The sequence below is a fragment of the Saccharopolyspora indica genome (genome assembly GCF_027853965.1).
In the GTDB taxonomy this organism is placed as follows: Bacteria; Actinomycetota; Actinomycetes; order Mycobacteriales; family Pseudonocardiaceae; genus Saccharopolyspora; species Saccharopolyspora indica.
In genome coordinates this window covers 34,339-46,961 of record NZ_JAQGLB010000026.1, presented here as the reverse complement: position 1 = coordinate 46,961, position 12,623 = coordinate 34,339, and the positions used below count along the sequence as shown (strand labels likewise).

Below are 12,623 nucleotides of genomic sequence, written 5' to 3'. Positions count from 1 at the left end.
CCCGACGTCGAAAGGCGCACGTGCAGAAGCTTCGCAACGCGGGCCACACCCCGAAGACCAAGGTCCGCGCACTCGTTGACAAGTTCGGCAAGAACGCAGGCGGCTCCCGGGCCCGCCGGGTGTCCGGCAAGGTCCTCCCGGTGGTCGTCGCGGGCGGCGCGATCGTGCTGGTCGGCCAGCCCCTGGTGGCGGGCGCCGGTTCGGAACCGGAACCCACGACGGCCCAGGTCCGCGCCGTGGACAACGAAGCCCCGCTGCCGGCTCCCGCCGCGGCCCCCGCCGCCGAAGCCCCGGCCCAGGCACCCCTGGCCGCCCCGCAGGCCCCGCCCGCCGCGGAGCTCCCGCCGGCACCGGCCCCCGCTGAGGCCCCCGCCCCGCAGGAGCCGCCGAAGCCGGTCTCGAAGTCCCTCGACCTCGACTACCAGGCGCAGCAGACCAGCTACTGGTGCGGCCCGACCGCGACCCGCATCGCGCTGTCCAGCCAGACCGACGCCCTGCCCGACCAGGCCGCGCTCGCCGCCGACCTCGGCACCACCGAGAACGGCACGGACACCATCCACCAGATCGTCGACGGCCTCAACGAGAAGCTCGGCGACAAGGGCGGCTACATCGCCCGCGACTGGAGCGACAAGCAGCTCACCCCGGAGCTGACCGACCAGCTGTGGTCGGACGTCGTCCGCAACATCGACCAGGACAAGGCCATGGTGGCCAACATCGTGGCGACCCCCGGCAACCAGCCGCCCGGCTACCCGTCCGGCCAGACGATCTACCACTACGTGACGATCGCCGGCTACGACGCGGCGAACAAGACGGTCCACATCGCCGACCCGGCCAACTTCAGCGGCATCGAGGACTACTGGCTGAGCCTCGACCAGCTGGCGTCGCTGATCAAGCCCAAGGGCTACACCGCCTGACGCTCCCCCACCCCGTAGGCCCGCCGAGCTCCTCGGCGGGCCTTCGGGCTTTCCCGACCCGGGATTAATTTCGTTCTCCACTGAAGCAACAGGTATTATCGATCCCTTGTCAGCGCGGCGGAGATCCCGGGATCCGGGGCGATGGCGTGCGCGATCCTGGACTGCCCGCGCGGCGGTCACCGACCACCTGCACCGGCAGCGCGGATCGATCCCCGGCCTGCTGGCCATCCGCATCCTCACCGCGACCGCCCGCCGATCGGGCTGAACCGACCGAATCCTGGCGCTGCGCGAACACCCCGACGACGACGTCCGGGAAGCCGCGAGTTCGACGCGCCTGCCCCGCCGAGCGGCACCGGTTCCCTGATCCTGGTCGGCGCGGGCCCGGCTACTCCGCCCGGGCCCGCGCCCGGCGCCAGGTCGTGATCACCGCGACCGTCGATGCCAGCAGGACCGCGGCGAACAGGAAGATCACCGGGTTCACGAAGGCGGGCACCGATTCGTACCCGCCACAACCGGTGTCGCTCAGCGGCCAGTCCAGGATCGGTTCATTTCCCAACACGTCGTCGTCGATGTGGCACGGGTCGCCGGGGTCCTTCTTGAAGTGGCTCTTCATCGAAGACATCCCGTAGGCGACGGTGGCCAGGAAGGCGAACGCGGAACCGGCGCTGAGCAGTCCCCAGAGAGCAGGCCTGCGCCAGACGTCGCGGGGGCCGCGGACGGCGGTGACGACGAACCTGATGACGAAGACCGCGGCGATGGCGTACTGGAGCCACCAGGTCAACACGATGACGAGGTAGGACAAGAAGAGCACACCTGCCACGATCCTCATGATCGGCAAGCTACCCCAACGCGCCGACGACGCGGCCCGCGGAGCAGGTCAGCGGCCGGGCCAGGGGTGGGCTTCGCGCAGCAGGCCGAGCATCCCGGAGACGAGCCGCATCTGCTCGACCGTGCGGATGTCGGCCTCCAGCAGCCGCGGGCTGCACACCAGCACCGCCACCGACTGCGCTCGCGACAGCGCCACGTTCAACCGGTTGCGGGACAGCAGGAAGTCCAGTCCGCGGGGCAGGTCGATCGCCGACGACGAGGTCATCGTCGCCACCACCACCGGGGCTTCCTGGCCCTGGAACCGGTCCACCGTGCCGACGCGCACGTCGCCGAAACCGGCGTCGGCCAGCGCGCGCGTGACCGTTCGCGCCTGCAGGTTGTACGGCGCCACCACGAGGAAGTCCGCGTCCGTCAGCGGGCGGCCCTGCCAGGTGCGCCCGTGCAGGTCCTCGATCACCGACACGACCTGCGCCGCTTCCTCGACCGACCGCGTGGTGTTCCCGCGGTGCTCCACCGACGCGAGGTACAGCCCGGAGGCGAAGCCGTCGACCGAGCGGTCCGCGGACGGGTGCGAGTGCAGCAGACCCGCGTACGACAGCCGGGAAACCGGCGCGCACACCGCCGGGTGCATGCGCCGCGTCAGGTCCAGGAAGTAACCCAGCTCGGGCGGCATGATGTCCGCTTCGCCGATCAGGTGCCCCAGCGCCGAGGCCTCCGCACCCGCCGGGTGCGTGCCCTGCACGACCTGCGGCAGCTGCTGCGGATCGCCCAGCAGCACCAGGTTCTTCGCGCACATCGACACGGCGAGCGCGTCGGCGAGCGCGAACTGCCCGGCCTCGTCGATCACCAGCACGTCGAACGGTTCCTCGCGCACGGCGGCGTTGGCGAAGGTCCACGCGGTGCCGCCGACGAGATGCCCGTCGTCGTGCTCCTCGCGCCACTTGGCCAGCGCGTTGTTCGTCTTCGGCTGCTCCCACGGCAGCTCGGGGTCCGGCGTCCGGCGCGGCCGCTTGGCGCACGCCATCGACGGGGCGTTGCCGAGCGCGGCGGACAGCACGTTCTCCACGGCCTTGTGGCTGTTGGACGTCACACCGACCGTCCGCCCGGAGCGCACGAGGTGCGCGATCAGCTTGCCCGCCAGGTACGTCTTCCCGGCCCCGGGCGGGCCCTGCACCGCGAGCACCGAGCCGTCGAGCGCGTCGACGGCCTCGATCACGGTGGCCACCGAGTCCTCGCCCGGGGTGGGCAGCGCACCGCCGCCGCGCAACCGCGGGATCCGGCGCAGCAGGTCCACACCCGGATGCGCGGGCAGCCGCGGGAGGGTTTCCCCGACCAGCCGGGCCAGCTCGGCCACGGCCTCGTCCTTCGGCGCCGGCCGCACCGGGCCGCCCGGCAGGACCGCGGCAGGCAGCTCGTTCGACGTGCTGTCCGGTGCGCTGCTCTCCTCCAGCGTCAGCTCGACCGCCGACGCGGCAACGACCTTCGCCTCCCGCGCGTCGGCGCCGTAGCGCAGCCGCACGCCGTCCCCGACCGAGAACGGGTGCGGCCGGTCCGGGTCGCACGCCACCGTGAGCGTGCGCTTGGCCGTGCGGAGCCGCCCCGACGGCGGCACCCACTCCCCCGCGGCCACCGACACCGGCACCGCGCAGGTCGTGTCCACCTCCAGGTCGCCGACCGGTGCGGCGAGCTGCCGGAAGAACTCCCACCACGCCGGGTTCGTCTCGCGCCGGTGGTAGCCGACGGAGGCGGCGAGCAGCGCACGAGCGCGGTCGTCCGGGGTGAAGTCGGCGGGATCGCCGGGCAGGCCGTCGAGCAGCGGGTCGACCAGCGCCGCCAGCGCGGCCGCGCGCTCGGCCCGGCGCAGCGCGGCCTCTTCCTCCTCCGTCCGCCGCAGCAGGGCGTCCACTTCGGACTCCGGTGCCGGGGTCGCGAGCTCGATGCCCGCTTCCTCGCGGACCCGGTGCAGGAATTCCAGCAGCCGCAACGTGGACACGCAGTCGTACTCGTTGTAGTCGGCGATGCCGCGGAGCACCTCGTCGGCCTTCTCGACGTCACCGGCCTTGGCGAGCGTCAGGTAGTCCTCGTACGCCTCGATGCTCGACGCGGCCGTCTGCACATCGCCGCCGCGGGATTCCGGCATGTACAGCGGTTCGAGGTACTTGATCGAGTACGACCGCTGGCCGACGCGCAGAGCCTTGCGCACCACGCCGTACAGGTCGACCATCCGGCCGCTGCGCAACAGCTCGTCCACGGCCTCCTCGCGCGTTCCGTGCACCGCGGCGAGCCGCTTGACGGCCGTGACCTCGTACGGCGCGTAGTGGTAGACGTGCGCGTCCGGGTCCTCGGTCAGCCGGGCGGTGGCGAAGTCGACGAACTCCTCGAAGGCGCGCTTCTCCTGGGCGCGCGTGTGCGCCCAGAACGGCGTGAAGCGCAGGTCGGGGGTGACGGCGCCGAACAGGTACTCCAGCCCGGTGCCGGCCAGCGCGTACGGGTCGCCTTCCATGTCGAAGAAGACGTCGCCCGGGCTCGGTGGCGGCAGCTCGGCCAGCGCCGTCGGGTCGATGACCTCGTACGCCAGCTTCCCGGTTTCGTCCTGCCGCACCTGGATGGCGGCCTGCGCGCGCAAGGTCGCGAACGTGCCCGCCGACATGTCGCGCGGCCGGTCCGCGGGTTCGGCGGTGGCGAGCGCGTCGATCGTGCCGAGCCCGGCGGTCACCAGCTTGCGCCGCTGCTCACCGCGCATCCCGGCGACCAGCGACAGGTCCCGGTCCGCCTCGCGCGCCGACGAGCAGTGGTCGGCGAAGCCGCAGCCGCCGCAGGCCGGGCGTTCGTCGGCCCACATGCGTTCCGGCAGCCGTGGCGGCCGCGCGACGAGCCGGTCGCGGAGGCGGTCGAGCAGCGGCAGGAAGTCGTCGACGCGCAGGCTGCGCGTGGTGCCGTCGCCGAGCAGCAGGTGCATCTCCGGCCCGGCAGGCCAACCGCCGCGGCGCAGCGCGTCGGCGTACGCGGCGAGCTGCAGGACCGCGGACGGCTTGGCGTGCCGCGCGAGCTTCGTGTCGTAGACCTCGTAGCGGCCCCGGTCATCGCGGAGCAGGAAGTCGGCACGTCCGGAGAACTCGCCGTCGTGGAAGACGGCCTGGTAGACCACCGGCGCGCCCGCCCGCAGCGCCTCCTCGGTGGCCTTCGCGGCGGCGACCTGATCGGGCTCCTCGATCTCGACCACGGTCTTGCGCTCGTCGCGCAACCGTTCGAGCGTGGCGGCCTCGTGCGCGCGCCCGTGCTTGACGGCCAGCCGGTCGGGCCCGGAGCTCGGCCGCGGCGCGCCGGGCAACCCCGCCGCCAGCGCTTGCTTGAGGATGCTGCGGTGCTCGCACTCGAGCAGATCGGCGAGGTCGGACGGCGTGTGCATCGCCAGGCAGTCTGGCATGCGCGCCAACCGGGGCCGCCACCACGGGTACCGACACGCCGAGGCCCGCGACACGCGCCGCTGATGCGCGAAGATCCGGCACGAGTCCCGTTCGGCAGGAGGACGTGGTCGGCGCGGAGCAGCTTCCGTTGCCGGGCCCGGTTCTTCGGTTTCCGGCGGCCGAAAGTGGTCAAATTTTCAACCCGAATTCGCGAGCGCGGATGCGGCCGGGACGGGGTGGCGCGAGAACCACCATCCCGGCAATTCCTCCTACCAGGGACATATTGCCGGGATGCGGGCCAACTTGGTTAAGAACTTTCCTCGTTTGTATTCTTGATCGAGTTCGCGTACTCCACCTGCCGACCTTTCGCTGCGAGGCCTGTCATGACCGTGCACCAGACCGACCAGGACGCCGTCGAGCCCGAGATACTCGCCGAACGCGACTACATGGCCACCTGCCGCGAAACGCTGACCCGCATGCGCGACGAGGTCAACACGATGCTCGCCACCGGCGCCGGTGAGGGCGATGCCGTCGTGGACAAGTACTTCAACCACGCGCTGCGCCAGTTCCGCAAGCAGTTCGCCAAGGAGCTCGCCGACCTCGACGGCGCGCCGCTGTTCTTCGGACGCCTCGAATTCCCGCCGGGCGAGGCCTACGGCAACGACACCGGCAAGGCCCGGGAGGCCAGCTCGCCCACCCACCCGCCGGACTGCGACCGCGTCTACATCGGACGCCGCGGTGTCCGGGAGGACGACGGCGAACCCATGGTCATCGACTGGCGCGCCGAGCTGTCGCGCGCCTTCTACGAGGCCAGCGACCAGGATCCGCTGGGCGTTCGGGTCCGCCGCCGGTACGGCTTCGACAACGACGGCGTGCTGACCGCCTTCGAGGACGAGCGGATCGGCGAGCAGGTCGCCTCCGACGCGGGGAGCGGCCTGCTGGCAGCCGAGATCGAGCGGCCCCGCAAGGGCCCGATGCGCGACATCGTCGCCACGATCCAGCCCGAGCAGATGAGCCTGGTGCGCACCGCGCTGGAAAGCACGTTGTGCATCCAGGGCGCGCCCGGCACGGGCAAGACCGCGGTCGGCCTCCACCGCCTGGCATACCTGCTCTACGCCGAGCGGGAGCGGCTGCAGAAGGAGGGCGGGGTCGCCGTCATCGGTCCCAACCGCTCGTTCCTCGCCTACATCCGCAAGGTCCTGCCCGCCCTCGGCGAGGTGGCCGTCTCGCAGACCACCATCGACGAGCTCACCGGACCGGACCTCACCGTCGAGCGCACCGACGAGCCGCGGACGGCGCGGGTCAAGGGCGACGTCCGGATGAGCGAGGTCATCCGCCGCCACCTGTGGTCGCGGGTGCGACCGCTCGAGGAGACGGTGGAGGTCAAGCACCAGCACCGCACCTGGCGCCTGCACCCCGAGGAGCTCGCCGAAGAGCTCGACGCCGCGCTCAGCCGCAACATCGACTACACCGCCGGCCGCGAACTGCTGACCCAGCGGCTCGCGCACCTCGTGCTGCGCCGGATGGAGCAGGCCGGAACTTCGGGCACCACAACGCTTCCCCAGCTCCAGCGCAACAAGGCGATCGGCCGCGCCCTCCGGCAGATGTGGCCCGCGGCCGACCCGGCCCGGCTGGTCTTCGACCTCCTCACCGACGCCGACCAGCTCGCGCGCGCCGCCGACGGCGTGCTCTCCGCCGAGGAGCAGCAGGACCTCCTGCTCGAACGCCGCCCGCGCAGCGTGAAGTCGATGCCCTGGAGCAGCCTCGACCTCGCCCTCCTCGACGAGGCCGCGGCGCTGATCGAGCGCCCGGCGCGGCTCGGCCACATCGTGGTCGACGAAGCCCAGGACCTCAGCCCGATGCAGATCCGGGCGATCGGCCGCCGGGTGGCGATCTCCTGCACCGTCCTCGGCGACCTGGCGCAGGCCACCAGCCCCTCCGCCGTCCAGGACTGGACCGATGTCCTCGCCCACCTCGACCTGCCGGACGGCCGGGTCGAGGAGCTGACCCGCGGCTACCGCGTGCCGGCGCAGATCATCGACTACGCCGCCCGCCTGCTGCCGCACATCGCACCGGGGCTGAACGGCCCGGCCTCGTTCCGCCGGGTCGCCGATTCGCTGCACATCACCCGGACCGCGCCCGAGGGGACGATCGAGGCGACCCTCGCGGCCTGCACCGCGGCACTGGCGGGCGAAGGATCGGTCGGGCTCATCGCCGCCGACGACGACGTCCCGGAGCTCCACCAGGCCCTCACCCGCAGCGGGTTGCCGCACACCGTGCTGGGCACCGGCGAGGACGACCTGGACGCCGAGCGCCTCGCCCTCACGCCGGTCACCCTCGCCAAGGGCCTCGAGTTCGACGTCGTCCTGGTCGTCGAGCCCGCCCGCATCGCCGGAGCCGAGCAGCGCGGCCTCCAGCGCCTCTACGTGGCGCTGACCCGAGCCGTCAGCAGCCTGCACGTCATCCACGCCGACCGGCTGCCGGAAGCGCTGGCGCCGGAACTCGCGATGAACCGCTGACGCTCACGTCGAAGGCGGCCTGCCGGACGATCGGTCCGGCAGGCCGCCTTCGACGGGTGGACCGGCGGAAGTCGCACTGCGACAACGCGGTCCGCGCGGGTTCAGGAGTGCTTGGGGAACGGGTTGTGCTTCTCCAGGAACTCGGCCATCCGCACCGAGGACTCGGTGCCCTGCTCCCGGAACGCCTTCGCCTGGGCCGCCATGTCGCGCGGCGTCTTGTTCTGGCCGAGCTTGAAGATCCCGTCGATCTTCGTCACGAAGATCTCGAAACCCTGGATGAGCTGCAGGTACTCATCGAAGAGCGCCGAGGCCTTGCGGGGCAGCACGTACGGCTGCTTGGGGGCCAGGCGCGCCTCCTGGTCGGCGATCAGGTCGGTCAGCTGGCGCACGGTCCTGGTGTCGTCGAGCAGCCTGGGCCGCCCCTTCACGTGCACCGCCGCGTACGCCCAGGTGGGGAAGTGCGGCTGGGATTCGTAGTTGTCCGGCGAGATGTAGGCGCTCGGCCCGGTGAAGGCGACCAGGACCTCGACGTTCTCCGACAGCGCCTTGGCGATCGGATTGCCCCGCGACAGGTGCCCGCGCAACTTGCCGTACGGCCAGGAATCCCGGTCGAGCACGAACGGCAGCTGCACCGCTTCGGGCGAGCCGAACATGGACAGCGTGAGCAGGCCGAACGGGTATTCCTCGATGAGGTCGTGCTGCGCCTCCAGATCCGGGGCGCGGAAGTACTCGGGACGGTACATCAGTCCTCCACCGGTGCGAAGGTGTCCAGGGCTGCCAGGTAGTCGAGCACCGCGCGTGCGTCGTCGGCCGGGGCGACTAGGCCGATGTAGCCGTCGGGCCGCACCAGCACGAGCCGGTCGTCCGGGCCCGCGTACGCCTCCGGGTGCTCGGTGAGCAGGACCGTGTGCACGTCGCCGTGCTGGTCCGACACGGTTTCGAGCGCGGCCGCGGTGGTCGGGCCCACGCCGATCAGGGTCAGGTGCGGGCCGCGGAAGGCGTCGAACAGCGTGGTCGCGCCGTCGACGCTGCCCGGGCACGGCGAGTCGGGCGCGCGGTCGCCCGCGCGGACCGCACCGGCGTCCACGAGATCGCGGCTCAGCGGTCCTTCCCGGTAGTGCAGGCCGAGCTGCAACGACTCCTCGGTCAGCCCCTTCTCGGCGCCGCCCTTGCCGTCCAGCATGGCCGCGAAGATCAGGTCGCCCGCGTCGCAGGCGGTCTTGAGGGTCCACTCGGCGATGGGCACCCGCTCGCGCTCGTAGGTGTCGAGCAGTCCGTCGCCGGCACCGCGCGTGATCACCCTGGCCAGCTTCCAGCCCAGGTTGTACGCGTCCTGCACCCCGGTGTTCGCGCCCAGGGCGGCGGTGACGGGGTGCACGTGAGCGGCGTCGCCGGCCAGCAGCACCCGGTCCACGCGCATGGTGTCGACCATCCGCACGTTCCGCTTCATCGTCGACAGCCAGGTCGGGTTGGACAGCCGGATCGGCATCCCGGTGATCCGGTCCACCGCGGTCTGCATCGCCGCCAGCGACGGGCCCATCGGCGCGCCGTCGGCGTCCGCGGGAGGCGAGGCCTGGATCTGCCAGGTGTTGGTGTCGGCGAGCGGGCACAGCAGGAGGATGCCGCGCTCCATGTCGTACCACTGGTACCAGGCGTCCGGGTCCAGACCGTCCACCTCGACGTCGCCGACGAGCAGCTTGCGGTCCTCCTCGGTGAACCCGCGGAACTCCAGCCCGAGGGCCTTGCGCACGGTGCTGGCACCGCCGTCGCAGCCCACCAGGTAGTCGGCGGTGACCTCTTCAGCGCCGCCCTCCGACTCCAGCGTCGCGACGACCCCTCCGGCGTGCTGCTCGAACCGGAGCAGCTTCACACCGCGCTCCACCGAGTTCCCGGTCTCCGCCAGGCGATCCCGCAGGACGCCCTCGACCAGGGACTGCCGGACGAACAGCAGCCGCCGGTAGGGCGCGTCCGGCCGGGGGTCGTTCGCCTCGTACGGAATCGCCTCGCTCACGATCCGGTCGCGGTGGAACCGCCGGAACGGCAGCCGCGTGGTGCCCAGCTTCAGCACCTCGTCGACGATGCCGAAGTCGTCGAAGACCTCCTGGGTGCGCGGCTGGATGCCGGCCTTGCCCCGGGAAGCGGTGGTGAACTTCGCGTCCCTGTCGATGATCCGCACCGACACACCGCGACGAGCCAGGTCGTAAGCCAAGGTGAGCCCGGTAGGTCCAGCACCCACCACCAAGACGTTGACTGAATTCATCGACGTTCTTCCAATCTCGTGTCGCGAAGTGATGCCGGTGGCCGAAAACCCGGCGGGGGCGCCTGACGGCAGCATCGCGAGCGCCGCGGGCAGGGCACCGCGACGGCGGCGGCCGAGCAAGGCGGAACAGCCGCAAACGCCGCCCGGACGCGGAATCCGGGAGACCGGACGCTGATCCGCTCCTCACGGGGAACGCTGTCCGAGCGTGATCCCGCCGAGCACCCTCACCGCCGTCCCAGGAACCGCGAATCCTCGGCGGGAAGCGCCGCCCGGATCAGAGCTCGGCCAGGACGTACAGGTTGCCGAAGGGGTCCTTGAAGTGGGCGAACCGGCCGCCGGCCGATTCGGTGGGGTCGAGCTCGAACTCGACGCCCTTGGCCACCAGTTCCTCGTGCAGACCGGTCAGGTCCTGGCACTCCAGGACCACGCGCGTGAAGACACCGGTCCGGTCGTCGTGGTGGTCGAGCCACGTGTAGGGGGTCAGCACGGTTTCCGCACCCGCCGGCGCCACCTCGATCCACCGGCCGCGGTCGGTCGGGACGTCCACCCGCTTCTCGAAGCCGAGGACGTCGACGAAGAACTCGACCGCCGCTTCCTGGTCGGTGACCGGAATTCCGATGGAGGCCGCTCTGGTGATCACGGCTCGCTCCTTCCGTTGAGGCGGACCGGGAGGGACCGCAGGCCGTGGATCAGGGTGCTGTGGTTCCAGGACAGGTCGGCCTCGTCGACCGCCAGCGCGAGGTGCGGGTAGCGCTCCAGCAGCCTGCCGAGGGCGATGCGCCCCTCCATGCGGGCCAGCGGTGCTCCGACGCAGTGGTGGATGCCGTGCCCGAAGGCCAGGTTGGAGGTCGGCGGGCGGGCCACGTCCAGGACGTCGGGGGCGTCGAAGTGGGCCGGGTCGCGGTTGGCGGCGATGAGCGAGATCAGGACCAGTTCGCCCGCCGGGATCACCGCGTCTCCCAGCGGGAGGTCCTCGGTGGTCGAGCGGAAGGTGCCGTGGCTGCTGGGACTCTCGTAGCGCAGCAGCTCTTCCACCGCCCCCGGCAGCAGGGCCGGGTCGGCCCGCAGTCGTTCCAGCTGCGGGCGGTTGCGCAGCAGGGCGTACACGCCGTTGCCGATCAGGTTGATCGTCGTCTCGTGGCCCGCGATGAGCAGCACGAAGGTGATCGGCACCAGTTCTTCGTCGGCGAGCTGGTCGCCGTTCTCGTTGACCCTGATCAGCTCGGAGAGCAGGTCGTCGCCGGGGGCCGCTCGCTTGCCCGCGACCAGTTCGGTCAGGTAGGCGCCGATGCCCTCCGACGCGGCCGCCATGTCCGTGCGCGAGGCGCCGGAGACCAGGCCCTTGGTCCAGCCGCGGATGTCGTCCTCGTCGGAGGCCGGGATGCCCAGCAGTTCGCAGATCACGATGATCGGCAGCGGCGAGGCGTAGGACACCAGCAGGTCGGTCTCCTCGACGCCGTCGAGCTGGTCGAGGAGATCGGCCGTGATCCGCTCGATCCTGGGTTCCAGGCGTTGCACGGCACGCGAGGTGAACGCCTTGTTGACCAGCTTGCGCAGCCGGGTGTGGTCCGGCGGGTCGGCGTGCAGCAGGTTGCGGGAGAGCGCGGCGGAGAACGCGCCCCTGCCGCCCTCGCCGCCACCGCCACCGCCGCCGAACAGGCGGGTGGTTCGCGCCAGGTCGTTGCTCAGCCGCGAATCGGCGAGCGCGGCGCGGGCCTCGCGGTAGCCGGTGACCAGCCAGACCGGCAGCCCGCTCCACGGCCCCGCGCCGGGCGGCATGATCACGCGCTGCACACCCGAGCCCGAGGCGTGCAGTCCCCGGTAGAGCTCGTGCGGGCACTGGGAGAGGGAGTCGTCCAGCTCCAGCGCTTCTCCGGGGGAACTCCCGTTCGGTGCCGACACAGTGACGAACCGCCTTCCTCGCCTGTGAGCGCCCGCCGCCCGCGTCGACGGCGCACGTTTGCGCAGCTCAGGGTGGCTGTATGACGGATCGACGCTAACAGCGGGGACCTCCGGCGAGGCACCCCTAGCGTGCCCCTACCCACCCGCGCGCGGGCGCGGGCAGACCCGTCTTCGCCAAATAGTTTGTTTGGACTATTCTGAACGGACCTGACCGGAGGCACCTGATGCGCAACCTCACGACCCTCGGGCTGGCCGTCCTGCGCCTGCTCGACGAACAACCCCGGCACCCCTACGAAGTCCGCCAGCGGATGCGGGAACAAGGACTCGATCACCTGATCAAGGTCACCCACGGCGCGCTGTACCACGCCTTCGACGTCCTCACCAAGGCCGACTACATCCACCCCGTGGAAACCACCAGAGAAGGCAAACGACCCGAACGCACCGTCTACGCCATCACCGACGCGGGCCGGGAGATCGCCACCGGACGACTCCGCGAACTGCTCGCCACCCTCCAACCCGAATACCCCGCCTACTGCGCGGCTTTGGCGTTCATGTCACTGCTGAGCCCCGACGACGCCGCCGCCCAGCTCGAACGGCGAACAGTGCTGCTGGAAGCAGAACTAGCAGCGGCCACCACCAGCAGCGACGCACTGTTCAAACGCGGCGTGAACGCCATCGACATCATCGAACTCCGCCACCTGCAAGCACATCTGCGCGCCGACCTGGACCTCACCCGCGCCATCGCCGACGACATCCGCGAAGGCCGCCTGCACTGGCGCACCACCGAGTAGAG

The 12,623-nt window shown here is 71.3% G+C and carries 9 protein-coding genes; 3 read left to right on the top strand and 6 right to left on the bottom strand.

The window, feature by feature from the left end:
• The first annotated feature begins 20 nt into the window (after positions 1-20).
• Positions 21-914, top strand: a complete 894-nt coding sequence (locus OU416_RS35495) for a C39 family peptidase (RefSeq protein ID WP_270931461.1) — start codon at positions 21-23, stop codon at positions 912-914.
• Between the two features lie 385 nt (positions 915-1,299).
• Here OU416_RS35495 and OU416_RS35490 read toward each other — a convergent pair whose 3' ends face one another.
• Both OU416_RS35490 and OU416_RS35485 read right to left on the bottom strand, forming a co-directional pair.
• Positions 1,300-1,743 carry a hypothetical protein gene (locus tag OU416_RS35490; RefSeq protein ID WP_270931460.1) on the bottom strand — a complete coding sequence of 148 codons (444 nt, stop codon included), beginning with the start codon at positions 1,741-1,743 and terminating at the stop codon, positions 1,300-1,302.
• 48 nt (positions 1,744-1,791) lie between these two features.
• Positions 1,792-5,151 (bottom strand): TM0106 family RecB-like putative nuclease, encoded by a 3,360-nt coding sequence (locus OU416_RS35485; protein WP_270931459.1) that lies wholly within the window; start codon positions 5,149-5,151, stop codon positions 1,792-1,794.
• A 381-nt stretch (positions 5,152-5,532) separates the two neighbouring features.
• Here OU416_RS35485 and OU416_RS35480 point away from each other — a divergent pair, with 381 nt between their 5' ends.
• Positions 5,533-7,668 (top strand): HelD family protein, encoded by a 2,136-nt coding sequence (locus OU416_RS35480; protein ID WP_270931458.1) that lies wholly within the window; start codon positions 5,533-5,535, stop codon positions 7,666-7,668.
• Between the two features lie 101 nt (positions 7,669-7,769).
• Here OU416_RS35480 and OU416_RS35475 read toward each other — a convergent pair whose 3' ends face one another.
• From OU416_RS35475 to OU416_RS35460, 4 genes are all read right to left on the bottom strand, one after another.
• Positions 7,770-8,411 (bottom strand): FMN-binding negative transcriptional regulator, encoded by a 642-nt coding sequence (locus OU416_RS35475; RefSeq protein WP_270931457.1) that lies wholly within the window; start codon positions 8,409-8,411, stop codon positions 7,770-7,772.
• Positions 8,411-9,928 carry an FAD-dependent oxidoreductase gene (locus OU416_RS35470; protein WP_270931456.1) on the bottom strand — a complete coding sequence of 506 codons (1,518 nt, stop codon included), beginning with the start codon at positions 9,926-9,928 and terminating at the stop codon, positions 8,411-8,413. Before OU416_RS35470 ends, OU416_RS35475 begins: the two co-directional genes overlap by 1 nt.
• A gap of 274 nt (positions 9,929-10,202) precedes the next feature.
• Positions 10,203-10,568 (bottom strand): VOC family protein, encoded by a 366-nt coding sequence (locus OU416_RS35465; RefSeq protein WP_270931455.1) that lies wholly within the window; start codon positions 10,566-10,568, stop codon positions 10,203-10,205.
• A complete protein-coding gene (locus tag OU416_RS35460; RefSeq protein ID WP_270931454.1) occupies positions 10,565-11,830 on the bottom strand; it encodes a cytochrome P450 family protein in 1,266 nt (421 codons plus the stop codon). The genes OU416_RS35465 and OU416_RS35460 overlap by 4 nt, the downstream gene beginning before the upstream one ends.
• 224 nt (positions 11,831-12,054) lie before the next feature.
• Here OU416_RS35460 and OU416_RS35455 point away from each other — a divergent pair, with 224 nt between their 5' ends.
• The gene (locus OU416_RS35455; protein WP_270931453.1) at positions 12,055-12,621 is read left to right on the top strand and encodes a PadR family transcriptional regulator; all 567 of its coding nucleotides are present in this window, start codon (positions 12,055-12,057) and stop codon (positions 12,619-12,621) included.
• Positions 12,622-12,623 lie beyond the last annotated feature (2 nt).

What these genes read in the sequence shown, in the direction of transcription:
- OU416_RS35485 (WP_270931459.1), bottom strand. Translation starts at nt 5,151, where the DNA reads ATGCACACGCCGTCCGACCTCGCCGATCTGCTCGAGTGCGAGCACCGC.
- OU416_RS35470 (WP_270931456.1), bottom strand. Translation starts at nt 9,928, where the DNA reads ATGAATTCAGTCAACGTCTTGGTGGTGGGTGCTGGACCTACCGGGCTC.
- OU416_RS35490 (WP_270931460.1), bottom strand. Translation starts at nt 1,743, where the DNA reads ATGAGGATCGTGGCAGGTGTGCTCTTCTTGTCCTACCTCGTCATCGTG.
- OU416_RS35475 (WP_270931457.1), bottom strand. Translation starts at nt 8,411, where the DNA reads ATGTACCGTCCCGAGTACTTCCGCGCCCCGGATCTGGAGGCGCAGCAC.
- OU416_RS35455 (WP_270931453.1), top strand. Translation starts at nt 12,055, where the DNA reads ATGCGCAACCTCACGACCCTCGGGCTGGCCGTCCTGCGCCTGCTCGAC.
- OU416_RS35480 (WP_270931458.1), top strand. Translation starts at nt 5,533, where the DNA reads ATGACCGTGCACCAGACCGACCAGGACGCCGTCGAGCCCGAGATACTC.